The 25,489-nt window shown below is 52.9% G+C and carries 23 protein-coding genes; 20 read left to right on the top strand and 3 right to left on the bottom strand.

What is annotated here, in order from left to right; genetic code table 11:
* Positions 1–155 precede the first annotated feature (155 nt).
* Together NSQ24_RS24430 and NSQ24_RS24425 are read left to right on the top strand one after the other, a co-directional pair.
* Positions 156–2,426 (top strand): pre-peptidase C-terminal domain-containing protein, encoded by a 2,271-nt coding sequence (locus NSQ24_RS24430; RefSeq protein WP_327955674.1) that lies wholly within the window; start codon positions 156–158, stop codon positions 2,424–2,426.
* Positions 2,427–2,459: 33 nt separating this feature from the next.
* Positions 2,460–2,774, top strand: coding sequence for a hypothetical protein (locus NSQ24_RS24425; RefSeq protein WP_039071036.1), 315 nt, complete (start codon positions 2,460–2,462; stop codon positions 2,772–2,774).
* Positions 2,775–3,007: 233 nt separating this feature from the next.
* On the opposite strand, the gene NSQ24_RS24420 is transcribed toward NSQ24_RS24425, so the two are convergent.
* Positions 3,008–3,307 carry a hypothetical protein gene (locus NSQ24_RS24420; protein ID WP_003388486.1) on the bottom strand — a complete coding sequence of 100 codons (300 nt, stop codon included), beginning with the start codon at positions 3,305–3,307 and terminating at the stop codon, positions 3,008–3,010.
* Between the two features lie 182 nt (positions 3,308–3,489).
* Here NSQ24_RS24420 and NSQ24_RS24415 point away from each other — a divergent pair, with 182 nt between their 5' ends.
* Positions 3,490–3,987, top strand: a complete 498-nt coding sequence (locus NSQ24_RS24415) for a YwhD family protein (RefSeq protein ID WP_003388484.1) — start codon at positions 3,490–3,492, stop codon at positions 3,985–3,987.
* 248 nt (positions 3,988–4,235) lie between these two features.
* The gene (locus tag NSQ24_RS24410; RefSeq protein ID WP_003388483.1) at positions 4,236–4,514 is read left to right on the top strand and encodes a hypothetical protein; all 279 of its coding nucleotides are present in this window, start codon (positions 4,236–4,238) and stop codon (positions 4,512–4,514) included.
* A 76-nt stretch (positions 4,515–4,590) separates the two neighbouring features.
* Here NSQ24_RS24410 and NSQ24_RS24405 read toward each other — a convergent pair whose 3' ends face one another.
* The gene (locus tag NSQ24_RS24405; protein WP_003388482.1) at positions 4,591–6,642 is read right to left on the bottom strand and encodes a penicillin-binding protein 1A; all 2,052 of its coding nucleotides are present in this window, start codon (positions 6,640–6,642) and stop codon (positions 4,591–4,593) included.
* Between the two features lie 303 nt (positions 6,643–6,945).
* Between NSQ24_RS24405 and speE the strand changes: the two genes are divergently transcribed.
* Both speE and speB read left to right on the top strand, forming a co-directional pair.
* Entirely contained in the window at positions 6,946–7,779 is an 834-nt protein-coding gene (gene speE / locus NSQ24_RS24400; RefSeq protein ID WP_003388481.1) for a polyamine aminopropyltransferase, read from the top strand.
* A gap of 18 nt (positions 7,780–7,797) precedes the next feature.
* Positions 7,798–8,670: an agmatinase gene (gene speB / locus NSQ24_RS24395; protein ID WP_039071513.1), complete on the top strand. Its 873-nt coding sequence runs from the start codon at positions 7,798–7,800 to the stop codon at positions 8,668–8,670.
* A gap of 14 nt (positions 8,671–8,684) precedes the next feature.
* Here the strand turns inward: speB and NSQ24_RS24390 are convergent, their stop codons facing one another.
* Positions 8,685–8,828: a hypothetical protein gene (locus tag NSQ24_RS24390; protein ID WP_279041660.1), complete on the bottom strand. Its 144-nt coding sequence runs from the start codon at positions 8,826–8,828 to the stop codon at positions 8,685–8,687.
* A gap of 372 nt (positions 8,829–9,200) precedes the next feature.
* Here NSQ24_RS24390 and NSQ24_RS24385 point away from each other — a divergent pair, with 372 nt between their 5' ends.
* From NSQ24_RS24385 to NSQ24_RS24320, 14 genes are all read left to right on the top strand, one after another.
* Positions 9,201–10,451 carry an MFS transporter gene (locus NSQ24_RS24385; RefSeq protein ID WP_003388479.1) on the top strand — a complete coding sequence of 417 codons (1,251 nt, stop codon included), beginning with the start codon at positions 9,201–9,203 and terminating at the stop codon, positions 10,449–10,451.
* A 45-nt stretch (positions 10,452–10,496) separates the two neighbouring features.
* Positions 10,497–10,913, top strand: a complete 417-nt coding sequence (locus NSQ24_RS24380; protein WP_003388478.1) for a DUF1934 domain-containing protein — start codon at positions 10,497–10,499, stop codon at positions 10,911–10,913.
* Positions 10,914–11,018: 105 nt separating this feature from the next.
* Positions 11,019–11,411 (top strand): hypothetical protein, encoded by a 393-nt coding sequence (locus tag NSQ24_RS24375; RefSeq protein ID WP_003388477.1) that lies wholly within the window; start codon positions 11,019–11,021, stop codon positions 11,409–11,411.
* 65 nt (positions 11,412–11,476) lie between these two features.
* Positions 11,477–12,922 carry a sigma-54-dependent Fis family transcriptional regulator gene (locus NSQ24_RS24370; RefSeq protein WP_003388476.1) on the top strand — a complete coding sequence of 482 codons (1,446 nt, stop codon included), beginning with the start codon at positions 11,477–11,479 and terminating at the stop codon, positions 12,920–12,922.
* Between the two features lie 270 nt (positions 12,923–13,192).
* Positions 13,193–14,545 carry a lysine 2,3-aminomutase gene (gene ablA, locus NSQ24_RS24365; RefSeq protein ID WP_081924368.1) on the top strand — a complete coding sequence of 451 codons (1,353 nt, stop codon included), beginning with the start codon at positions 13,193–13,195 and terminating at the stop codon, positions 14,543–14,545.
* 495 nt (positions 14,546–15,040) lie between these two features.
* Positions 15,041–17,113, top strand: a complete 2,073-nt coding sequence (locus NSQ24_RS24360; RefSeq protein ID WP_003388474.1) for a heterodisulfide reductase-related iron-sulfur binding cluster — start codon at positions 15,041–15,043, stop codon at positions 17,111–17,113.
* A 122-nt stretch (positions 17,114–17,235) separates the two neighbouring features.
* Complete coding sequence (locus NSQ24_RS24355) at positions 17,236–17,781, top strand: sigma-70 family RNA polymerase sigma factor (protein ID WP_172920733.1); 546 nt, start codon at positions 17,236–17,238, stop codon at positions 17,779–17,781.
* Positions 17,772–19,001 carry a hypothetical protein gene (locus NSQ24_RS24350; protein ID WP_024983743.1) on the top strand — a complete coding sequence of 410 codons (1,230 nt, stop codon included), beginning with the start codon at positions 17,772–17,774 and terminating at the stop codon, positions 18,999–19,001. The genes NSQ24_RS24355 and NSQ24_RS24350 overlap by 10 nt, the downstream gene beginning before the upstream one ends.
* 325 nt (positions 19,002–19,326) lie before the next feature.
* On the top strand, positions 19,327–20,505 hold the full coding sequence (locus NSQ24_RS24345) for an acetyl-CoA C-acetyltransferase (protein ID WP_122957957.1): 1,179 nt from the start codon (positions 19,327–19,329) through the stop codon (positions 20,503–20,505).
* 19 nt (positions 20,506–20,524) lie between these two features.
* The gene (locus NSQ24_RS24340) at positions 20,525–21,376 is read left to right on the top strand and encodes a 3-hydroxybutyryl-CoA dehydrogenase (RefSeq protein ID WP_003388468.1); all 852 of its coding nucleotides are present in this window, start codon (positions 20,525–20,527) and stop codon (positions 21,374–21,376) included.
* Positions 21,377–21,407: 31 nt separating this feature from the next.
* Positions 21,408–22,550, top strand: a complete 1,143-nt coding sequence (locus NSQ24_RS24335) for an acyl-CoA dehydrogenase (protein WP_003388466.1) — start codon at positions 21,408–21,410, stop codon at positions 22,548–22,550.
* Positions 22,551–22,577: 27 nt separating this feature from the next.
* The gene (locus NSQ24_RS24330) at positions 22,578–23,720 is read left to right on the top strand and encodes an acyl-CoA dehydrogenase (protein ID WP_003388464.1); all 1,143 of its coding nucleotides are present in this window, start codon (positions 22,578–22,580) and stop codon (positions 23,718–23,720) included.
* 33 nt (positions 23,721–23,753) lie between these two features.
* Positions 23,754–24,701, top strand: coding sequence for a methylmalonyl Co-A mutase-associated GTPase MeaB (meaB, locus tag NSQ24_RS24325; RefSeq protein WP_024983746.1), 948 nt, complete (start codon positions 23,754–23,756; stop codon positions 24,699–24,701).
* 157 nt (positions 24,702–24,858) lie between these two features.
* Positions 24,859–25,488 (top strand): TetR/AcrR family transcriptional regulator, encoded by a 630-nt coding sequence (locus NSQ24_RS24320; RefSeq protein ID WP_003388459.1) that lies wholly within the window; start codon positions 24,859–24,861, stop codon positions 25,486–25,488.
* Position 25,489: the final 1 nt, after the last annotated feature.

Genomic DNA, 25,489 nt, shown 5'->3' with positions numbered 1-25,489 from the left:
CGGGAGATACGGATGTAAGCAATGAGACAGATGTAAGAGACGAGACAGATGTAAGAGACGAGACAGATGTAGATGAGACCGCTGATATGCCTGAAGCGCCGCCGAACCTAGACGGGGAAAATGCGGACGGAGAGGAGCTGCTGGAACAGGCAGAGTTGGAGGAGGCGGATGAAGATTTCCAACGCCGATTTGCAGGAAAGAAAAAACCGAGTGAATCCGCGTTGCGCAGGGTGCCAGCTACCTTTGAGGTGGAACGGAACGATACGTTTGCCAAAGCGGACTGGATGTTTGCGGGGAAAAATGCCCACGGGAGAATTTCGACTGGCGACGATATTGATACGTGGAAGATCAAGCCTGCCAAAGACGGGACGCTAACATTTTCATTGACTCAGGTGCCATCCAATGCGAACTATCACTTGTTTGTATTCGATGATGAGAAAAGGGAAATTGGGAGATCCACCAAACCAGGGCAGGCCGATCAAAAGGTCGAGGAGATTGCAGTTGAGAAAAACCGATTGTACTATGTTCAAATAATGGGGAATAATGGAACGTTTGACCGTTCGAGCTATTACTTGTTGCGGGGCGATTTTTACACTGGCGAGGAAGGCAAGCCGGACGAGTATGAGCCGAATAACACGATAAAAGACGCACATCCCCTTGATAATGGCGAAATCATTGCAAATCTCCATGACCGAAGTGATGTTGACTATTACAAGCTTACTTTAGACCTGGCTTCAACAATTGAAGCGAAGCTTTGGGATATTCCCGAGGGCATGGATTTGGACCTGTACCTGTTCGACAGCGACAACAAGCAGATCGCGTTTTCGGACAGGCCGAAGAATAAGGACGAGGAGATTTTGTTTAACGCAGACCCCGGCACATACTACCTGAAAGTTGCTGCCAGCCGCACCTCCGGCTTCAAGAATCACTCCTACCATTTGAAGGTGACCAGCAATACGATCCCCGTCATTTTGATTCCGGGGATTGGCGGATCAAGGCTGGAAGCAAAGGAAAAAAGGCTGACCTTAGAAGCATGGCTTTCACTGGATAACATCGTTTTTGGAATTCGCGATCCACGCCATCGCATGTATCTTCCCTTGAAGCCAGTGGCGAAAAACAGTGTCGAGGTAGAGTCCCTCAACAAAGGATTTACCGTTTACCCGGAGAAAGAAGACGGGGGATTTCGTGCGATTGAATATTTGTCTTACTTTCCAGTTGATAAAGTGAAGGAAGAGACGGAGCAGTACGCCAGCATGGTTAAACGTCTGGAATCAGAAGGATACAGAAAAAACATTACCATGTTTGCGATGCCCTATGATTGGCGTTACAGCAACAAGGACAATGCCAAATATCTGAAGGAAAAAATCGATGAGGCCCTAAAGGCGTCAGGCGCAAGCCAGGTTCAATTGGTTGCCCATAGCATGGGTGGTCTGTTGGCAAGAGAAACCTTGCTATCAAACGCTTCCTATCAGCCGAAGGTAAAACGAATCATTTATATGGGCACCCCCTTTTTAGGCTCACCTCGAGCTTATCAGGCCATCCAATTCGGGTATAACTTCGGAGTGCCTTTTTTACACGAAGAAACAGGGAGGGTGATTGCAGAATATGCCCCCGCTGTCTACGAGCTGCTGCCATCACCGACTTACTTTGACAAGGCGATCGTTTTAAAAAGAGACCCGATTTACAGCTTTACCTATGAAGACATGGTGACTGACAGCCGTGTCAAGATTGCTTATACCCCATTGGTTCGTCAGGCCGAGGCACTACACAATAAATGGGACAAGAGGACATTGAGGGTCCAGCAATACTCCATTATTGGAACCGGACAAAAAACTTTGCTTGGCTACGAATACAATACAAGCAGAAATATTCTAAAGCCCTTTTATGATAGTGGAGAAGGAGATGGAACAGTGCCCTATATAAGCGCCGAATACGGTCAAAGCGATATTGCTAAAAAGTTTTACGCAGTGGCAGCCCATGCAGCTTTGCCCAAGGACCCGCTGGTAATTGAACAAGTTGTCCAGTTGTTGAAAGGCGTAGAAAAAATACAGGCAGGCCTTAGAAAGAAACCGCAGAAGCCGGATTATCTGTACTATATTATCTCACGGGAGGATGGCGAGTTTCCTGAGATTACATTTACAAAGTCGGGACAAACAATGACGATCTTAGCAGATAAAAAGGAACACTGGGAGAATCTTCAGGTAGAGTATCACGGAAATATCGTTGTCATCCATGTGTTGGATTTGGAACCGTTGGTGTTCGAAGACCGTTTGCAATTGCGCAATGGCATGGAAGTCTCTCCCTTTTTAATAGACACATACTCATCAAAGGGGAATGAAAATTCTGACGATGAAGAAGTGAATGAGGAAGCGGAATACGAAGAAGATGATAAAAATGAGGAAGACGCTTTAAAGCGTGAAACATAAAAGTAATCGTTAAAAATGGAGGAGAGGGCAAATTTGGATTACTTTTTTATCCTTGTCTTAGGTCCGATCATTTATGGCTGGTCAACCGGAATTCCGTTATTAGTATTAACCATATGCGGTTTTTCGACGATCATTTTCAAAACAAGAGCGTTAATCAATATTTTCGTAGCTTTGCCTCTTTCATTCTTGTTCTACGAGCTTGCCCGTCCAAAGGAAGGGTGGATTGTTTTGGATTGGGAATTTAGTCTTGTTCTGGCCATCAACACCGCGTGGAATGTACAACTGCTTATTTGGCAAATCCAGAAAGCAGTCAAAGCCTTCCAAAACCAAAAAGAAACAGGCGGGTAAAAGGAATTATCCAGGAAGGGATCAATTGATCCTGTTAAAAAGTAGCATGGCCGCCTACTGTAAAACGGCGGCCCACTGTTTTCGTACTGAATTGATTTCGTGTACTGATTTGCTTTCGTACTGTTCCACTTTCGTACTGTTCCACTTTCGTACTGTTCCACTTTCGTACGAATCTGCTTTCGTACTCTTCCGCTTTCTGACTGTTTCATTTTGAGACTTTTCCAAAGCTGAATCTACAATCTCCCGGGGTCTCTTTTTACAGAGAAACTGGATTGACTCTTCGGCAATCGGCCAAAGCTGGCCTGGTAATTGGAGGGGATATCCGTTTCCAGTCCGTCGCCCATTCCCGCCAATTCTTCCGGAGCATTCGAGAGCCCGGCTCCAGGTGGGGATTCAGCGCGTTTTTCCGCAACGATTTGGTCTACCGCTCTGGCTGCGGCAGGATAAGGCTCCTGCAGCTGGCGTTGTCTATTCAATTCGATATCGCGTTCTCTTGGATGATCATGGGATTGCGTATTGTTCATTTCGGTCATCGCGTAATTCTCCTTCAATGCAGTTGCATAAGCATAATGTGCCCCTCCTGAGCCCGATGTATGAACGTAAATGTTCTGTGGCAATGTGCTGCCCGTCAAAGCAGGGCAAGCGGACAAATTGCGTGCAGCGTGGTTTCGGGGTAGAATATCCTCAAGAGTCTGTGAGCAAAGAGGTGTTACGCATGGATATTTTTGATAGCAAAAAGGGCGGATTTACGATCGTCAGCGGCAAAACTGACGTGCATGGCGGTTATGGTCAGGGCGTCCTTGACTTGTCTGCCGTATCGTCTGTGATTATCGACGGGGACGAAGCCTATATTGATATGGGAGCGCTTCATGCCAAAAGCTCCGTTGAAAAAGGCATCAAATGGACGACGAACAAGGAAGAGGTTCCGAACGGAAAGCCTTACTGGGTCGTATGGGTAACGGTAGACCGCAATGAAGCAGGTCCGTATTATGCAGGCGTAACGGCATGCTATATGGAAATTGATCGGGAAGCGCGCCGTGGCTACAAGATTTTGGCGGACCACGTCAATCGGATGGACTACTCCATGAAGCGGCGGATCATGGTCTCTGAATTGAACGAAAAAGAAAAAGCAGCATTGAAAAAGATGCTGATCGAGCACAATGAAGAAATGTGGAACAATTCTTCCGCAGAGTTAAAGGAAGGATTGGCCTGAGTTGGAAATCTTGAACGGTATGTGAACAAATGAGGAAATCAATTGTTAGTAATATTGAAGTCAGGTAAACTTAATTCCATAGCTGTATACATTTACACTAGGTTAGCAAACAGGGAGAGAGCCGTCACTCTTTCCCTGTTTGTCTTTTTTTGAAGGCGCTCACACAATATTTTCAGGGCATCCGCCCGAGGGATACGAAACAAACTAACTGTGCACGGCCAAATTGTCGAAGCAAGGGGGCGTTTCGGTTGACCGATCATACCCGAACACAAGGTGAACACGATCACTTTGTACGACATGGCGGCGTCCATTTTCGCTCGCATGTTTCTCCGCAGCAGATCAATACCTTTATCGGTCGATTGCCAGCCGGTAAACGGGAGAGTCTGTTTGAGGTGCTGGATCAATTAGAAAAAGCCGGAATGATCACCATTTACAACGACCACCTGTTTACGGACGGAAATGGCGTGGTCGGTGGCGGCGAACAGACGGCCGGAGAGGGCGAAGCTGCCCGGCCAACGTTACAGTAGCAAAAAGGGCCAAACCCTTGCAGATGTTCTGCATGAGGTGTGGCCCTTTTTTTTGAAAAACCGGCAGCTTCCCCTATCACTGTGACGGGCTCCACCAACTGCCCATTCGCTGCCAGAAGGAAGGCGAATCGGGAGGCGAGAGCGGAGTCGGGGATTCGTTTGGCGGAAGGTGATCTGTACAGAACTCCTGCGGCTCCGTCCCTTTGGCAAAGTAATAAAGCTGTGGGTCGGGACAGTGTTCCGTGGCCAGTTTCCCCGATTTGGAATCAATATAGACCGAAACGACCCCAGCGGGCATTTCAAACAAGGCAGGCGGTTGATCCTGCAGTGCTTTTTCCATGAATTCGGCCCAGATCTTTTTGGAAAGATAGCCTTCCTTTACGTCATCTACCTTGCGATTTTGGTCATAGCCTACCCAGACCGTGCTGACGAGCTGAGGGGTAAAGCCGCTCAACCACGCGTCATAATCGGTCGAGCCGGTCTTGCCCGCCACCGGGCGGTTGAGTATGTTGGCGACGCGGTAACCGGTGCCGCCCCGTTCAAACACGCTTTGCATCATGTTGGTGAGCAGCGCGGATGCGACAGGATCAGCGACCCGGGTTCTTTCCGTTTTTTCTTCCACGAGAATGTTCCCTTGGCTGTCCTCAATGCGCGTGATCGCGATCGGCTTTACATACTCGCCCTTGTTGGCAAACGCAGCGTATGCTGCATTCAGCTCAAAAGGCGAAACCAGTGACGTGCCCAGTGCCAGGGAAGGAACCGCTTGAAGCGGACTGGATATTCCGAGGCTTTTCGCTTGCTCGACCACCTTTTGCGGCGTCAAATGGTCGATCGTCTTGACAGCGTAAATATTGTCAGAGGTTTTGATCGCTTCCCTCATGCTGATAAAGTCGTGAGCGTAGCGCTCTCCGAAGTTGCGCGGGATATACTGCTTGACCTTGTCGTACGTAAAGACGGTCGGCTCGCTTTTCATCATCGTCAGCGGCGTATACCCGTTTTGCAGGGCAGCCAGATACAGAATCGGTTTGAAGGAAGAGCCTGGCTGACGTTTTCCAAGAACCCGGTTGTACTGGCTTTTTTGATAATCTCTCCCGCCGACCATCGCTTTGACGTGTCCGGTTTTGGGGTCCATGGCTACCAGGGCGACCTGCAAGTCCGGGTTGTCCTTGGGCAAGGTGGCGGCGATGATTTCCTCGGCTTTCTTTTGCATCGCCGGATCAAGTGTCGTGTAAATCTTCAAGCCTCCGTGAATAAAGGTTTCCTCATCAATCCCGTATCTGTTTTTGACCAGACTTGCCAGGTAGTCAAGAAAATAGGGGGCTTGTTCAACCGCTTTTTCCTGAGCCCGGTCCTTCAGCTTGATCGGTTCGGCAAAGGCTTTCTCTGCCTGCTCCGCCGTAATGTATCCAGAGCGCTGCATCGCTTGCAGAATCAACTTTTGGCGGGATTTGGCCTTTTCAAAATCTACATAAGGGGAGTAGTAGGATGGACCTTTCGGAATTCCGGCCAGCATGGAGCTTTCGGCCAATGTCAGGTCCTTGGCGTTTTTGCCAAAATACGTCTGGGCTGCCGCCTGGGCGCCGTAAGCCGAATGGCCGTAGTAAATCTGGTTCATGTACATTTCCAGAATCTCGTCCTTGCTGTAATTGAGCTCAAGCTGGATGGCGAGGAGCGCTTCCTTGATTTTTCGCTCCCAGGTCTTGTCCAGCGTCAGGTACAGATTTCGCGCCAGCTGCTGGGTAATGGTGCTGGCTCCCTGCACCTTTTCCATATGGATGACATCCACATAGGCAGCGCGCGCCAAACGTTTCCAGTCGATTCCGTAATGATCGTGAAAAGAGCGGTCCTCGATGGCTACTGTCGCTTGGACGAGCGAGGGCGCCATCTCCTTGAGCGGTACGACGATCCGGTTCTGCCCGCGATGCAGCGTATCGAGGACTTCGCCGTTTTCCGCATAAATCGTGGTGGTCTGATTGATGAACACCTCGGGCAGCGGCTGCGAGCGGAGGTACAGAATGAGCATCAGGGCAGCAAACGAACAGCACAATAGGCTGAGTATGAGAAATTTTACGAATTTCTTTGCCAAGCGAAGGTATCGGATCAGCGGAGCTTCCCGCATCACTTCCATGACATCTCGTCCTTTCCTCCCAAAATATTTTGCTCTTCGGGGCATACTAAACAAACGAATCGTTTTTCCTATCTAGTATGGGAAAAAACGGACCTGGATAAACTTGGCTTCCTGCCGGGGATGATTGTTTTTGAAAAAAATCTTGCATTTTGGGGGCCAGCTACTATAATTTTCTTGGCAGATACGAATTATGAAACATTCGCTTCTGTCGTAGACCATTACGGCAAGAACGGCCTCTGGCCCGGATTTGGTCGCTTTTTTCAACCAATGCGGTTATTAAAAGGAGGGTACATAATCATGAACATGGAACTGTGGTACACCGAAAAACAAACGGAAAATCACGGTATTACAACAAAAATTACCGAGACCTTATACAGCGAAAAAACGGATTTTCAACAGCTGGACATTATTAACACCAAGCAATTCGGACGTATGCTGGTGCTCGACGGCATGGTCATGACTACTGACGTGGATGAGTTCGTCTATCATGAGATGATCTCTCACGTGGCCCTCAATACTCACCCGAACCCGAAGAAGGTTCTGGTCGTAGGCGGAGGAGACGGCGGAGCTATCCGTGAAATCGTCAAGCATCCTTCCGTGGAAAAAGCCGTGTTGGCTGAAATCGACGGCGGTGTTATTGAATCAAGCAAAAAGTACTTCCCGCAGATCGCAAGCGAACTGAGCGGAAATCCGCGCGTCGACGTGCAAGTGATTGACGGCATCAAGCACATCCACGACCACAAGGGTGAATATGACGTCATCATGGTCGACTCGACCGAACCGGTTGGCCCTGCAGTAGGCTTGTTTGAAAAAGGCTTTTATCAAGGCATTTACGACGCGTTGAAACCGGACGGCATCATGGTGGCTCAGACAGAATCCCCATGGTTCAACCGTGACCTGATCAAGCGCGTATTTAAAGATATCAGCTCCATTTTCCCTGTGACCCGTCTGTATACGTGCAGCATCCCGACCTATCCATCCGGTCTGTGGAGCTTTACGATCGGCTCCAAACAGCATGATCCTCTGGAAGTGGACGCAAGCAAGATCAAGGATCTGGGCACCAAATACTACAATGCGGAGATTCACCACGCTGTTTTCAAGCTGCCTAACTTCGTGGCTGAGCTGACTCGCGACTAAGGACGGAGGGCTGAATTCATGCGTTTTGACGAAGCATACTCGGGCAACGTGTTTATCCGCAGCCACGCCAACTACGAGGAAAGCCAGGCAGTCATCTACGGCATGCCGATGGACTGGACAGTGAGCTTCCGTCCGGGCTCCCGTTTTGGCCCAGGCCGCATTCGCGAGGTCTCCATCGGCCTTGAAGAGTACAGCCCGTACCTGGACAGGCTGCTGGAAGACGTAAAATACTTTGATGCGGGCGATATTCCGCTGCCATTCGGCAATGTCGAGGGAAGCCTCGACGCGATTCGCGAGTTTGTCCGCAGAGTGCTGGCAGACGGCAAAATGCCGATCGGGCTCGGCGGCGAGCATCTGGTCTCCTGGCCAGTGTTTCAAGCCGTTTACGAAAAGTACAAGTCCGATCTGGTCATTTTCCACTTCGATGCCCATACCGACCTGCGTGATCACTACGAGGGCTATCCGTATTCCCACTCTACGCCGATCAAAAAGGCGTGCGATCTCATCGGCGGGAAAAACGTCTACTCCTTCGGCATCCGCAGCGGCATGAAGGAAGAATTCGAATGGGCCAAGGAAAACATGCACCTGTACAAATACGATGTCCTGGAACCGGTGAAGCAAGTGCTGCCGACCATCGGCAACCGCCCGATCTACCTGACCATCGACATCGACGTGCTGGACCCTGCCCATGCGCCAGGAACGGGAACGACAGAAGCGGGCGGCATTACGTCCCGCGAGCTGCTCGACACCATCCACTTTATGTCCAAAAACGGAGCCAACGTCATCGGCTGCGACCTGGTCGAAGTAGCACCGGTCTACGACCACAGCGAAATGACCCAAATCGTCGCGTCCAAAATCCTGCGCGAATTGATTTTGGGCTTCGTCAAATAAAGTTTTGCTGCGAATCACAGCAAAGCGATAACATATGGATGCGATTCATCCATGATGTCAACCAGAAACGCCTTCGGTTTTTTGCCGGAGGCGTTTTCGATTATATTAATTTGATTATAAAAACGTAAGGAACCAAGGTCCTTCTCCTGTGGCTTCATGAAAACCAGCCCCTATAAACGAAAGCAGCTGTAGAGATGAAAGAGGAGAAAAACGCGAAGGTCTTTGGGACACCATCCAAGACTTCGTTCCAAAAGTGGAACACGCCTTTAGCGTCCAACTCTGAGACGCTCCCTGAAAGAGCTGCTTTTGGACGCGGTTCCACTTTTGGAATGGAGTCGGCCAGTCAAACCCCCAGCAGGTGTCCCACCGAACCTGTAGCGTTTTTCTCCTCTTTCATCTCCTCCCCCAAAGCCGGAATAAAGAAGCTTTTCAGCAAGACCAGCTCACATAATAAACATTTTTATTTACAAAATAGAATATTCTAGCTATTATGATAAAAAGAGGATCGAAGAAAAAAGGGGCTGTCAGCCATGAAAGAGGTATTCAGCAACCGCGAATTCAAAAAGCTGTTTTTCTCCAATCTGTTTTCCGGATTCGGCCAAGGAATGACCATGATCGGTATCGCCTGGTACCTGGTCGAGTCCACCGGCTCAGCCGAGCTTTTAGGAACGACCATGTTCACTTCCGCTGTGCTGATGTTCTTTATCGGACCGTATATCGGCACGTTGATCGACCGGTTGTCCCGAAAGAGGATGATGCTGGCAGAGCATGCCATCGGCTTTACCGTCCTGGGAATTCTTGCCATCTGGGGATTTTACGGTTCCTATGCGGAATGGATGCTGATCACCGTCTATCTGGTGACCACCCTGATGTATCAAATTCACTATCCCGCACAGGCCGCATTGGTGCAGGAAAGCTTTTCCCCCAGGCACTACAACGACATCAACAGCCTGCTGGAGGTGGAAGGACAGACTGCGACCGTACTGGCTGGCGCCTTTGCGGGGTTTTTGCTAAACCTGTTCGGCCTTCACATCGTCCTTTTAATCAATGCACTTACATATTTGATCGCCTACCTGCTGATGTCGACGATGTCCTATACTTTTACTCTGGAAGCAGAGGCGAAAAAGAACAGCAGCGTCTCCTGGACCGGCCAACTGTATCAAAGCTGGGAGTACATCCGCTCCAAGCGCGGCTTTCTCATCTTCGGACTCTCTGCCATGATGCCGTTCATAGCGGTCATGGCCAGCAACCTGCTGGCTCCTGTCTACGTCAATCAGTCCTTGAGGGCGGAAGTGGATATTTTCTCGATGGGTGAAGTCACGTATGCGATAGGCGCTGTAGGAGCAGGCTTCCTCGTCTCCGTCATCGTCAAAAAAACGGGTCAGCTGTCTGCCATGGTGGGCAACACGCTGCTGTTTGCGATAGCGACGATAGCGATGGTAGCAATCGCGCAGGGGTGGGGGTTTGTAGCTGCTTCCGTATTTTTCGGCTGGTGCAATGCTTCGGTGCGGCTGGTCCGCCAGACGCTTTATATGAACGTAGTGCCGAAACAGGTGATGGGCAGAGTGATGAGCTTTTTCAACTCTGCCGGGATGGCGATGCGTCTGCTCCTGATCGGGCTGTTCACCTTTATGGTCGACAGTACGGGAGCGGGCGTCGGCTATCTCGTGCTGGCTGGGCTATTGCTGCTGGCAGCGGTTGGAGTTGGCGTATCCATGCCCTACCTGCTCAGACTGCCGCAGGAGGAATCGATGGTTGCAACAAAAGAGCGCGGGGCGTAGAATGGACGAGGAAATAGCTGTCCGGAAAGCGAGGACCGTCTGCACATGCAAGAAGTACAAGTTGAATTGACATCCAGGCATAAAATGTACGATGAATGGCAAGAAGATACCCATCAATACCTTGGTTGCTGCACGCAAAAAGGAAGCGACTGGTATCTTACCTATAAAGAACAGATGGAGGGCGCCGGAGAGGTCAACACCGTCTGGAAATTTTCGCAGCAGAGCATCTCCCTCCTACGGCAGGGGGCAATACAGACGAAGCAACGGTTTCAAAAGGGAGAAACGGACCGCACGACGTACCACAGTCCCCACGGGATTTTCTCTATGGAAATCAATGTGTACAAGATGAAAAGAAATGATGAAAATGAACGACCGTCCGTGATCCAAATCTCTTACCAGCTCTGGTTGAACGAGCAATATGCGGGAGACCACGAAATTTCCCTGCAGATAAGCTGGCAATGAACAAGAAACCGGACGGACACGTGCTGATGACGAAGACCGCCCTTTCATGAGCGGTCTTTCTTCCTGTACAATAGGGGTAGCTTGCGGCAGAGGAGGGAACAGAAAATGACCTTTGTCTTGGTCAACGGCTTGATCGCCGGTCTGATTCTTGCAGCATTTCTGGCTTTGTGCGATGGGCTGTTTGGAACATCCACGTTTGCCGTCTTGATCGATGTCAGCTATGTGCCGGGAATGGCCGGGCTTCCATCCGTCATCGAATTATTGATTCACCTGCTGATCAGCGTGGTCGTCGTGTTTTTCATGGCGTATTTCTACCCCCGCGATCGTCGTGCAACAGTTCGATTTCTGCTGTATTGGGCACTAGCTTTTACGGTGGCCTACCTGCCCTTCAGTCTGCTTAGCGGCACACCGATGTCATTTGTCGCGTTTCTCATCTGGATCGTCGGGCATGTTCTCTATACGATTGTCGTCGCGGCTCAGATTGAACGCCAACGATAAAGTGCTGAATATTCGGCATAGTGATGATTTTTTGGCAGCTTGTGTAAAAGGAGGTATGCGGGCGGATGCCAATGTCGGAAACGGTGGAAATGCTGCAGGCCATTTTGGGAGCTATTGATGAAGGAATTCACGTCGTCGATGCCAATGGCATCTCGATTTTTTACAACCACGTCGCCGCAAAGCTGGACGGGCTTACACCAGAAGAGGTATTGGGCAAGCCGCTGCTTGAGGTTTTCCCGTCGCTTGATCGGCACTCCAGCACACTGCTGACAGTGATTGCAAACGGCGAGCCGATTTTCAACAAGCCTCAGGCGTACACCAACTGGCGGGGTGTGAGAGTGGAGACGATCAATACGACGCTCCCGGTCCGGGTCGGCAAACGGCTCGTGGGTGCGGTGGAGGTAGCCAAGGATATCGGGAAGCTCAAGGAGCTTTCGGAAAAGCTGCTGGATCTCCAGGCAAAAATCAGCAAGCCGAAAAAGGCAAAGCGGGGGCAGAAAGCCGTCGGAGACGGACTCTCCTTTCACTTTGCCGATATTTTGACCGCCAACGATCGGATGATGCAGCTGATCGATCGGGCAAGGCGGGCAGCGAGAACCTCGTCTCCTGTGTTGATCTATGGCGAGACAGGGACAGGCAAGGAACTGTTTGTCCAGTCGATTCATCAGGCATCTGCGCGAAGCAGCCAGCCGTTTATTGCCCAAAACTGTGCGGCGCTCCCGGCTACCCTGCTGGAGAGTCTTCTTTTTGGGACTGTGAAAGGCAGCTTTACCGGAGCAGATGACAGGCCCGGATTGTTCGAGCTGGCAGATGGAGGAACTTTGTTTCTCGATGAGCTGAACAGCATGCCGCTCGATTTGCAGGCGAAGCTGTTGCGCGTACTGCAGGACGGGGAAATACGCAGGATCGGCAGCAGCCATTCGACCCGGGTGGATGTGAGGGTAATTGCCGCCGTCAATGAGCCGCCACTGGCGCTGGTCAGCAAGGGAGCGATGCGGACAGACCTGTACTACCGGATCAATGTCGTTTCATTTGAGCTGCCGCCGCTCCGTGACCGCAGAGAGGACGTTTTCCTTCTGGTACGTCATTTTCTCGAAAAGTACAATCAGAAATTCCAGATGCGGGTGCAGGGGATAAGCGATGAAGTATCCGCGCTGTTTTCCAGATATGACTGGCCCGGGAATGTACGCGAGCTGGAGCACGTGATCGAAGCGGCGATGAACATGGTGGAGGGCGATCTGATCGAAGCGGAGCACTTGCCGCTCCATCTGCTCGACAGGATGTCCGGGATCGCTCTATTCCCCGCAGAAAAAAGCTCCCGGGGTATGGGTTTAGTCCCGAAAACCGGCCAGCTTTCCCTGCCGGAGGTGCTCCGCGATGTGGAAGAGCAGATGATCGAGCAGGCGATGCGAGAGACGGAGGGGAACATTCTGAGGGCAGCAAAATTGCTCGGGATTCCGCGCCAAACGCTGCAGTACAAACTGTCGCAACGATCCGGGGCGAATCGATAGCAATCGTCCCAGTGCCGAATTTTCGGCAGTTGAGATCATCAAGATTGACTGAAAAGACGAGGGCAGACCCGTCCAGGCTCTTGGGAGAACAAAAAGAAAAGACTCATTGCATTGCCAGCAAAGCCCGGTTTTGTAAGGGATCGCTGGTTCAATAACTAAGGCGTATTTCATATTTTCCGAATTTTTTGATTTGGTTGGCACGAGTGTTGCATCTCGTACTTGTCGAGCGAAACACGTGTTATCGACACGCGATGAGAGGGGATGACAGACATGACGGTAGCCACCAAGCGCGACTGGCGCCAGATTGAATTGTGGAAGGATGTTACGGAAGAACAATGGAACGACTGGATGTGGCAGTTGACCCACACCATTCGCACCGTGGACGAATTGAAGCAAGTGATCAACCTGACACCGGAGGAAGAAGAAGGGGTTCGCATCTCCAACCAGACCATTCCGCTCAACATCACCCCTTATTACGCCATGCTGATGGACCCAGACGATCCGAAGGACCCGGTACGGATGCAGTCCGTTCCGCTGTCCTCCGAGATGGTCCGGACGAAATACGATATGGAAGACCCGCTCCACGAGGATACCGACTCGCCGGTGCCGGGGCTGACTCACCGCTACCCTGATCGGGTGCTGTTTCTCGTAACCAACCAGTGCTCCATGTACTGCCGCTACTGTACACGCCGCCGGTTCTCCGGCCAGATCGGCATGGGTGTTCCCAAGAAGCAGCTCGACGCCTGTATCGACTATATCCGCAATACGCCAGAAGTGCGGGACGTGCTGCTCTCCGGCGGAGACGGCCTTCTGATCAATGACCGCATTCTGGAATACATCATCAGCAATTTGCGGGCAATCCCGCATGTGGAAATCATCCGCATCGGTACGCGGGCTCCGGTCGTTTTCCCGCAGCGCATCACGGAAAACCTGTGCAACATCCTGAAAAAATACCATCCGGTTTGGCTGAATACGCACTTCAACCATCCCAAGGAGATTACTCCGGAAGCCAAGCAGGCCTGTGAAATGCTGGCGAACGCAGGCGTGCCGCTGGGCAACCAGGCGGTTATCCTGGCCGGAATCAACGACTGTCCGAACACGATGAAAAAACTCGTGCACGATCTGGTGAAAATTCGTGTCCGTCCGTACTACATCTATCAGTGCGACCTCTCCGAGGGGATCGGCCACTTCCGCGCGCCGGTCAGCAAAGGGATCGAAATCATCGAGCATCTGCGCGGCCATACATCCGGTTATGCCGTCCCGACCTTTGTCGTGGACGCTCCGCACGGCGGCGGCAAAATTCCGGTCATGCCGAACTACATCGTTTCACAGTCGGCCGACAAAGTCGTGCTGCGCAACTTTGAGGGTGTGATCACGTCCTATCCGGAGCCGAAGAAGTATCACGCCCACGACGAGGAGAACTGCGAATACTGCAAGGCGGCCAAAGGAAAAGCGGTCGGCATTGCAGCGCTGATGAAAGACGAAGCCGACAATCTGGAGCCGACAGGTCTCGCCCGCAACAAGCGGATCAAGGCGACCAAGGTCAAGTCGTTGGCCGATGTGCGGCAGGAGCAGCGCGAGAAAAAGCAGGCCACGACGGAGAAACAGGCGTCTGGGGACTGAAGCGGGCCGCTACGGCCAAACAAACGTCGGGAGTTTGCAAGCGGGCCGTGACAGAGAAACAAACTACGAGAGATTGCAGTAGCCCGTGGGCTGAGAGGCAAGCGTCGGAGGATTAAAACAGGCTCCGATCAAAAAACCAGTATCGGCAAACGGAAGCAGGACACTGATGAAATATAGCCCCGAGCGGAAAAAAGCATCCCGACCCGCTCTTGTACAAAAGACCGCCTTGGAAAAGCGAAGCCGTCCAGCTCGCTTGCTCCAAGGCGATTTTTCTTTGCCACGACCATCATCTGGAACGGTTCGTCCGGAGAAAGGGAGATGACGAGAGAGCAGCATATGTGTTAAGATCAGTGCATACGCTATCCTGAACGAACGCTCAGTCTGGACAAGTTTCAGGAAAGAAAAAATAATGAGTGAATGGTCATTCATTTTTTCTGTCAGTTCTGATAAGATAGAAAACAACAGTCGAACACGAAAAAGGGGGAGCTGAGAACCGTGCTGGCTCTAATCAATCTCATCGCGTTTTTTCTGGTGCTCGCATACGGTTTGTACCTCGCATGCCATGTGGTGTACAGCCGGTATCTCTTCATCAAACTGGGGAAAAAGCCGGATGTAAAGGACGACTTTGGCGCACGCATCAACCTGATGCTGGAAAACGTCGTCTTTCACAAAAAGCTGCTCAAGGACAAGAAGAGCGGCGTGATGCACGTCGTCATGTTTTACGGCTTTATTATCCTGCAGTTCGGGGCGATCGAGCTGATCGTCAAGGGGCTGGTCAAAGGCTTCGAGCTGCCGTTTGGCAGCGCTCACAAGTACTTCAGCCTGATGCAGGAGATCACGGCGTTTCTGATTCTGGCAGCAGTCGGCTACGCCTTCTACCGCCGCTACGTCGAAAAACTGAAGCGCTTGAAACGCGGCTTCAAGTCGGGCCTGGTGCTTCTGTTCATCTCTACCTTGATGGCTACCGTTTTGCTGTCGCTGGCCTTTGAGCAGCTTTGGCTCGGTCACGAAGCATCCGGCTTTGCTCCGATCTCGTCCGCCATCGCGGCAATATTCGCGGGAATCTCGGAGACAGCGGCTGCCGCACTGTTTTACGTATTCTGGTGGCTGCACCTGCTGATCCTGCTTGCCTTTGCCGTTTACGTGCCGCAATCCAAGCACGCCCACTTGATTTTTGCTCCGGTCAACGTCTGGTTTAAAAAGCTGGGGCCGGCAGGCAAGCTGTCGAGCATCGATTTTGAGGACGAAACGCAAGAAGTATTCGGGGTAGGCAAAATCGAAGACTTTACCCAGACGCAGCTGATCGATTTGTACGCTTGTGTGGAGTGCGGCCGCTGCACCAATATGTGTCCCGCTTCCGGCACGGGTAAAATGCTCTCCCCGATGGATCTGATCACCAAGATGCGCGACCACCTGACGGAAAAAGGAGCAGTTGTAACCTCCCGCACACCGTGGATGCCGAGCTTCGCGTTCGCCAATGCGACAGCAAACCAGCTGGCGTTTCAGGCTGGCGAAGCGGCAGCAGCCTCGGAGGGGGCAGCAGCTTCGATCTACGACAAAAACCTGATCGGCGACGTCATTACCGAGCAGGAGCTGTGGGCTTGTACCACCTGCCGCAACTGCGAGGACCAGTGCCCGGTGATGAACGAGCACGTAGATAAAATCATCGATATGCGGCGCTATCTGGTCATGACCGAGGGCAGCATGCCGCAGGAAGCCCAGCGCGCCTTGAACAACATCGAGCGGCAGGGCAACCCATGGGGGATCAACCGCAAGGACCGGATGAAATGGATCGAAGGCTTGAACGGGCAATATGAAGTTCCTACCGTACAAAACACGGAAGAATTTGAATACCTGTTCTGGGTAGGCTCGATGGGCTCCTTTGACATTCGCAGCCAAAAGATTTCCCAGGCGTTCGTCAAGCTGATGCATGAGGCAGGCGTCAAATTTGCCATTCTCGGCAATGAGGAGAAAAACTCCGGCGATACGGCCCGCCGCATCGGAAACGAATTTTTGTTCCAGCAGCTGGCGCAGGAAAACATCGCGCTGTTCCAGGCGTACGGCGTGAAAAAGATCGTCACCTGCGACCCGCATGCGTTCAATACGTTTAAAAACGAATACCCGGAATTTGGCCTGGAGGCCGAGGTGTACCACCATTCCGAGCTTCTCGCCGAATGGGTGCGCGAAGGCCGCCTCAAGCCGACAAAAGAAGTGAAAGAGCGGATCACCTACCACGACTCCTGCTATCTGGGCCGCTACAACGAGATTTACGACAGGCCCCGCCAAATACTGGAGGCCATCCCGGGCGTCGAAATCGCAGAGATGAAGCGAAGCGGCTGCGACAGCATGTGCTGCGGAGCAGGCGGAGGCCTGATGTGGATGGAGGAGCACGAAGGAACGCGGGTAAACGTCGCCCGCACCGAGCAGGCCCTCGAGGTCAAACCGACAGCCATCGCCAGCGCTTGTCCGTACTGCCTGACGATGATGAACGACGGCGTAAAAATGAAAGAGCTGGAAGAGCAAGTAAAGACACGCGACATCGCGGAAATTCTCGCGGATGCCATCTAGCGGATCGGCGAGGCCTGCAATCTCCTTGTCCCTTCAAACGGGGGCCAAGGAGATTTTTTTTCAAAAACCTGTATGTTCGATGTAAGAAATCATCGCCAGCCGGATCAATAAAGGAGAGGGGAGTGAGAAAGCTGGAACAGGCCGACATTCGGTTGGAAAAAACAAAGGAAGCTGTCTTTGAAAGTTTGGTTCGCGGCTATGTAAAAAAGATACTGCGGCTGGTTTACTTAATCGTCAAAGACCGAAATCTGGCGGAAGACATTACCCAGGAGGTCTTTCTCAAAGCGTACAAGAATCTCTCTTCCTTTCGCGAGGAAAGCTCGATGCAGACGTGGGTATACAAAATTGCTGTCAATGAATCGAAAAAATATTTGCGCTCCTGGTCTTTTCGCCATCTGTTTTTCCGCGCAGAGGTGGATGTAGAGGTGGTCGGGGATACGGAGTCCGCCGTGCTGCAAAGCGACAGCCGCATTCGCTTTGCCAGACTGGTGATGAGCCTGCCGCCCACCCATCGGCAAATCATTGTGCTCCACTACTATGAAGAGCTGTCGATTGAGGAAATGGCCGACATCCTGGATATTTCTGCGGGAGCGATCCATACCCGTTTGCATCGGGCGCGCCAAAAGCTGAGAGAACAGTTGGAAAAGGAGGGACTGGAATGGATCTAGAAAAACGTCTGCGGGAATTTAAACAGACGGCTGACCAGGCGATTCTGCGAGAAATGGACGACACCGCCGAGCTGGAGGAGCGTATTTTGGGCAAGGCGCGGGGCGGACAGAAAACGGCCGAGCGAAAGTTCGGGCATCGCTCCCTGTATAAGGTTGGGGCTGCGGCAGTGGCAGCAGCCTCGCTCCTGCTATTTTCTGGCCCACTCTTTGGACCATCCAACCCGGCTCCCGGCGGGCATGTGACGACTGGGCCTGGTCCAGTGGATCCGGTTCCTGCCGATCCACCTTCTCTCCCCGCAGGAACGGCGCCAACACCACCTGCACCGGGTACTTCCCCGGGAATTGGACAGCCGCCGGGCACTGACCAGCTAAGCGGCCCCAGCGACGAGGAGATTCAAAACAAGGTGCAGGAGATCAAAGAGGCTTTGCGCATTGGACTGACGCAGGAAGAGGTAAAAAAGCGAATCCAGGCGCCCTACAATGTCGTTGATGACAATGGGGATTTGGAAAATGGCGCTGATGAATTTTGGAACATCAGCTTCTTCAAGCAGGAGGGATATGTTCCCGAAGAGCCGGAATACGTAGTCGATGAAACAGGACTAAAAGCCAGAAAGGTCGGACTCAATCTTTTCATCGGGTGGAAAGAGAAAAAACTGTATATGTACTCGATTCAGTACGTACAGGGAGAGAAAAACGACATTTATTTTTACATGATGCGGCCAAACGGAACCGTCGGCATGGAGATTTTGAATGAGCGTCCATCCCCCTCTGTCCTTGACCTTGGCGATTCATTAAAAAACGCGTATTTCGGGTTTGTGGAGACAAAGAAGGATGGGGTCTTGTACGGGCTGAAGCCGGCAGACATCCTCAAGCTGTACCTCCATGCGGAAGAAGAAGGGGACCTCCTCACACAATACGCGTTCTACGCTGATGGCGGCGACGACTCCGCAAAGCCTTCTTTGGAGGCGTTTCTGGAGGATGTCAAAAACGACCCGGCAGGAGCGGAGAACACGCAAAAACGGCTGGCAGATCTGAGAGCGCATGTGATCGGCTTCGAGACAAAGGAGCAAAAACCGGAAAGCCCTTCCGGACAAAAGTCCAAGTATCTGGCAGAAGCGATCGTCTACATGCAGTTTTCAGACGGCAGGGAAGCACTCCCTTTCCGCTTGGTCAAAAATCAAGAAGGCGTCTGGAAGGTAAGCTGGATGCCGATTCAGTAACAGCTATATAGACAAAACTGACAAAAGCGACATAGCAATTTAGCAATAAGCCGACATAGCAACATACCGACTAGACAGACCATACAGACCATACAGACAACAGGCCTGCCCAGCTTTACGGTCAGGCCTGTTTTTTGAGTTTTGGCCAGCCTTTTCCAGTCCGTTCCGGCTTGGCGCAAATTGGACTCGACGAAAATCGAGGTTTTCTGCTGTATATTCATTGACTATTCGGAAAGAAGGGGGCAAAATGAAGAGAGAAGAAAAATGAGCGACCGCTCGTTCAGTTTGGTTTTCTGGATGTCACCATACAGGGAGGAACCGGATGATGAAAACGGTGATTGCAGGTGGAGCCCGTACTCCGTTTGGAAAGCTTGGCGGTTCATTGAAGGATGTATCGGCAGTAGATCTGGGTGCGATCGTGATCAGGGAAGCGCTGCAGCGATCAGGCGTATCCGCAGAGCAGGTCGATGAAGTGATCATGGGCATGGTCGTGCAGGCTGGCGCAGGGCAAATCCCTTCCCGGCAGGCGGCGCGCAAAGCGGGTGTACCGTGGAGCGTAGCCAGCCAGACGATCAACAAGGTGTGTGCATCCGGCATGCGGGCCGTTACGATGGGCGACCAGATTATCCGCGCAGGCGACGGACAGATTATCGTGGCGGGCGGCATGGAAAGCATGAGCAACGCCCCTTACGCGCTGGCTGGAGCGAGATACGGACTGCGGATGGGCGACGCCGCGCTGCAGGATCTGATGATGCACGACGGCCTTACCTGTCCGTTCGATCAGGTCCCGATGGCGATACACGGCAGCAATGTTGCCGAAGAGTACGGCATTACGCGCGAGGAGCAGGATCGCTGGGCATATCGCAGCCAGCAGCGTGCTGTGCAGGCGATGAATGCCGGCTTGTTTGACGAAGAAATCGTGCCGGTAGCTGTTCCCCAGCGAAGGGGAGAGCCGCTCCTGGTCACCCGTGACGAGGCACCGAGGCCCGACACGACTTTGGAAGGCCTTGCGAAGCTGCCTCCTGTTTACAAAAAGGACGGAACCATCACTGCGGGCAATGCGCCAGGAATCAACGACGGCGCGGCAGCGATGGTGCTGATGTCAGAGGAGAGAGCCGCGGAAGCGGGGGTCAAGCCGCTTGCCACGATTCTGGGACACGCGCAGGTAGGAGCAGAAGCCCCCTACATTGCCACCACGCCGGGGCTGGCAATCCAGAAGCTGCTGGAGAAGACGGGCACCCGCCTGGAAGAGATTGAATTGTTTGAAGTAAATGAAGCTTTTGCCGCTGTCACGTTGACCAGCGGAAAAATCGTCGGCTGGGATGAAGAAAGGGTAAACGTGAACGGGGGAGCCATCGCGCTTGGCCATCCGATCGGAGCCAGCGGCGCGAGGATTGTTCTCCATCTGGCTCACGAGCTGAAGCGGCGGGGCGGCGGACTTGGCGTCGCAGCGATCTGCAGCGGGGCAGCCCAGGGTGACGCCATTTTGATCAAAGTAGAATAGCCGAAACGGAGGAGCGGATATGAACGTACAAACGATCATGGTCGTGGGAGCAGGGCAGATGGGCAGCGGGATTGCGCAAGTATCGGCGCAGGCCGGCTTTCAAGTGATCCTGAGCGACGTAAAACAGGAGTTTGTGGACCGCGGCCTTGGGACGATCCATAAAAACCTGTCCCGCAATGTGGAAAAGGGACGGATGAGCGAGCAAGAAAAAGCGGACATTCTCAGCCGCATCACCCTTTCTACCGATCTGGCCGATGGCGAGAAGGCCGATTTCGTGGTAGAAGCGGTAACCGAAAACATGGCTGTGAAGGCGGAAATCTTCAAAAAGCTGGATGCGGTATGCCCGGCACATGCAGTTCTCGCCTCCAACACCTCCTCGCTGCCGATCACAGAAATTGCAGCCGTGACCAGCCGTCCCGAGAAAGTGATTGGCATGCACTTCATGAATCCGGTACCGGTCATGAAGCTGGTGGAGATTATTCGCGGACTTCAGACAGCGGACGAGGTGTACCAGCTTACCGAGGATTTGTCCAAACAGATGGGCAAGGTGCCTGTCAGCGTCAACGACTTTCCCGGCTTCGTTTCCAACCGCGTCTTGATGCCGATGATCAATGAAGCGATCTATTGCGTATACGAGGGTGTGGCTACGCCCGAGGCTGTCGATGAAGTGATGAAGCTGGGCATGAACCACCCGATGGGGCCGCTTACCCTGGCTGATTTTATCGGGCTGGATACCTGCCTCTACATCATGGAGGTGCTGTACGAAGGCTTCGGCGACTCGAAATACCGCCCCTGCCCGCTGCTTCGCAAGTACGTAAAAGCAGGCTGGCTGGGCAAAAAATCCGGTCGGGGGTTTTACGTGTACAACTGAGAGGATTCATATAGGGAAAGGTAGGACTGACATGGATTTTCGACTCAATGAAGAGCAGGACATGATGCGTCGCATGGTCCGTGATTTTGCCCAGAAGGAAATCGCTCCGTTCATCCCGGTCATGGAAGAGACAGAACAGTTCCCCCGCGAGATCGTGAAAAAGATGGGGGAGATCGGCTTGATGGGCATTCCCATTCCGGAAGAATGGGGCGGTGCAGGTGCTGATTTTCAGTCGTATATTCTGGCGATTCATGAGATTTCCAAAGTGAGCGCGACAGTCGGGGTGATCCTGTCCGTGCATACGTCGGTTTGTACCAACCCGATCTTGTACTTTGGCACCGACGAACAAAAACGCAAATACGTGCCGCAACTGGCAGCGGGCAAAATGCTCGGGGCTTTTGCCCTGACTGAGCCGAATGCCGGGTCGGACGCCGGGCGCATTCGCACCTCGGCTGTCCGGGATGGAGACGCATTCGTTTTGAATGGAAACAAGGTGTTTATCACCAACGGCGGGGAAGCCGATGTCTACATCGCCTTTGCCGTTACAGACCCGTCGATGGGGACGCGAGGAATCTCCGCCTTTATCGTCGACAAGGACACACCCGGTTTTTCAGTAGGGAAAAAAGAAAAGAAAATGGGGCTGCACGGCTCCAGCACAACGGAGCTGATTTTTGACAACGCCCGGGTGCCTGCAGAAAATTTGCTGGGCGAAGAAGGAGACGGCTTCACCATCGCGATGGCGAATCTGGATGTCGGCCGGATCGGGATTGCCGCCCAAGCTTTGGGGATCGCGGAGGCCGCCTTTGCGTACGCAACGCAGTACGCCAAGGAACGGAAGCAGTTCGGACGGCCGATCATCGAACAGCAGGCGATCGCCTTCAAGCTGGCCGATATGGCGACGATGGCGGAAGCGGCGAGACTGCTTGTTTATCGGGCAGCCGATCTGCGAAGCAAAGGACTTCCGTGCGGCATGGAGGCGTCGATGGCAAAAAAATTCGCCTCCGATACTGCCGTGAAGCTGGCGACCGAGGCTGTGCAGGTTTTCGGCGGGTACGGCTACACGCGCGAGTACCCGGTTGAAAGGCTGTTCCGGGACGCCAAGGTAACGCAAATTTACGAGGGAACCAACGAGATTCAGCGCATCGTGATCGGCAAGCATTTGCTGTGCGATTAGGACAATGAGACGCAGGGAGTGGAAGCGATGAATTTTCAATTGACCGAAGAACAAGAGATGCTGCGCAAGATGATCCGCGATTTTGCCGAGACCCAGGTAGCTCCCACTGCAGCAGAGCGGGATGAGGAAGAGCGGTTTGACAGAGCGATATTCGAGCAAATGGCCGAGCTGGGACTGACAGGCATTCCGTGGCCGGAGCAGTACGGCGGCGCAGGTGCCGATTACCTCAGCTATGTGATTGCGGTAGAAGAGCTGTCTCGGGTAGACGCTTCTATCGGCGTTACGCTGTCGGCACATGTCTCGCTGGCAAGCTGGCCCATCTATAAATTCGGCACAGAGGAGCAAAAGCAGCGATTTTTGCGCCCGCTCGCCGAAGGCAAAAAGATGGGGGCGTACTGTCTGACTGAGCCTGGGTCCGGCTCTGACTCGGCAGGGATGAAGACTACTGCCGTTCGCGACGGCGATCACTACGTGCTGAACGGCAGCAAAATTTTTATCACCAATGCCGGGGAAGCGGAAATCTACATCGTCTTTGCCGTCACCCAGCCGGAGCTCAAGCATAAAGGGATTACCGCTTTTATCGTCGAAAAAGGTATGGAAGGCTTCACGATGGGCAAGAAGGAGAAAAAGCTGGGAATTCGTTCCTCGCCGACGCTTGCGGTCAATTTCGAAGATGTGCGTGTACCGCTGGAAAACAGGCTGGGTGAAGAGGGGCAAGGCTTCAAGATCGCGATGATGACGCTGGACGGGGGACGCAATGGCATCGCTGCCCAGGCGCTTGGAATCGCGCAGGGTGCCTTTGACCACGCCCGCGACTACGCCAAGGAGCGCAACCAGTTCGGCAAGCCGATCGCGGCGCTGCAGGCGATACAGTTCAAGCTGGCGGATATGGCGACCAAGATCGAAGCGGCCCGCCTCCTGACTTATCAGGCTGCCTGGCTGGAGGATCAAGGTCTGCCTTACGGAAAAGCATCGGCCATGTCCAAGGTATTCGCCGGCGATATCGCGATGGAAGTGACAACCGAGGCTGTTCAAGTATTCGGCGGCTACGGCTACACTCGCGAGTACCCGGTGGAACGCTTCATGCGCGATGCGAAAATCACGCAAATCTACGAGGGAACCAACGAAATTCAGCGCGTCGTGATCAGCAACTATCTGCTGAAGGAGTAGAGCGAACAGTATAGGGTGAGATGAGGGCGTTTCATGCACGAAATCACTAGACGCATTCTCGCAGGAGATGTGCGCGGGGCGGCCCGGGCCATTACCTGTATCGAAAACGACTATCCGGAGCGCAACCAGATTTTAAAGGAGCTTTTTCCTCATACCGGCAGGGCCAGGCTGATCGGCATTACGGGTTCGCCTGGGGCCGGCAAAAGCTCTCTGGTTGACTGTCTGATCGGCTATTTGCGTTCGCTGGAGATGAAGATCGGGGTGGTCGCGGTCGATCCGACCAGTCCGTTCACCGGCGGGGCGCTGCTCGGCGACCGTGTGCGGATGCAAAATCACGCGTTGGACAAAGGGGTGTTCATCCGCAGCATGGGAACACGCGGCAGTCTCGGCGGCCTTTCCGCCAATACGCGGGACGCTGTCCGGGTACTGGACGCCTACGGCTGTGATGTGGTCCTGATCGAAACGGTCGGCGTAGGCCAATCCGAGCTGGACGTGATGAGCATCGCCGATACGACAGCGGTGGTGCTCAATCCCGGCGGAGGAGACTCGGTGCAGGCGTTCAAAGCAGGCATCATGGAGATCGCAGACTTGTTTGTTATCAACAAGGCAGATTTGCCGGGGACGGAAAAGCTGCAGATCGAAGTGGAGCAGATGCTCGACCTTGCCAAGCACGACGCCCCTTGGCGTCCGCCGATCGTCAAAACGGTTTCCACCAGCGGGCAGGGGATGGCTGATTTGTGGCAGCAAATAGACCGCCACCAGCAGTTTCTGCACGAGTCCGGCGAGGCGGATGCCCGCCGTTCCCGCCATCTGCAAGAAGAAGTACTGGATATCGTCCGGGACCGTCTCTTTCAACGGCTGCAAGCCGGAATTCAGAGCGGTCGGCACGCAGAAGCGCTGGAGCGGGTGGCTTCCCGCGCGGAGGACCCTTACAGCGCCGCCGAACGCATCATCCTGCAATGGTGGGGGCAAAAATCCTGAAAAGACAAGGCCTTGCGGACAGGAAAAAGAAAGATTGGCTTTCCGCGCTCTCCAGGCGTATAATAACGTGGATATCAACATAGAGAGCGCGTTTGGTCTTTCTTTTTCCAAATGTTGTCTGACCAAACGCTCAGTCGGTTGGAAAGGTGGATATGTCGTGGAGAAGAAGAAAAACATACCGTCGCTAGTGAAGGACCCCAAGCTGATCGAGAAACGGCGCGAACAGATTATCGAGGCTGCCGTCGATCTGTTTATCAACAAGGGGTTCCACAAAACAACGACGCGTGAAATTGCCCGGGCGTCAGGATTTAGCATCGGCACCCTGTATGAATATATCGAATCAAAGGAAGACGTCCTGTATCTGGTATGTGACGCGATTCACGGTGAAGTGGAGAGCCGCTTGCGTGAAGCCATCACCTTTAACGGAACGGGCCTGAAAAACCTGAAGCTTGCCTTGCGCAGCTTTTTCCGCGTAATGGATCAGATGAGCGACCGCGTCCTGCTGATCTATCAAGAATCCAAGTCATTGCCGAAAGAAACGCTTCGCTATGTGCTGAGGCGCGAGGAAGAAATCACGCAAATTTTTGAAGAGATATTGCGCAAAGGCATTGCAGACGGCTCCATCGGCATCGATGAAAAGCACGTCAAACTGATGGCAGACAACATCATGGTGCTCGGGGAGATGTGGGTATTCCGCCGCTGGGCGCTAAAGCGCCACTATACGCTGGAGGAGTACACAGACAAACAGACGGCATTGCTTCTGCGCGAGATCAGCGTTTCCGAGTAGT

The sequence above is a fragment of the Brevibacillus sp. FSL L8-0520 genome (assembly GCF_037963895.1).
In the GTDB taxonomy this organism is placed as follows: Bacteria; Bacillota; Bacilli; order Brevibacillales; family Brevibacillaceae; genus Brevibacillus; species Brevibacillus borstelensis.
Note: the sequence above shows the minus strand (reverse complement) of the source record. Positions and strands in the feature narration are given on the sequence as shown.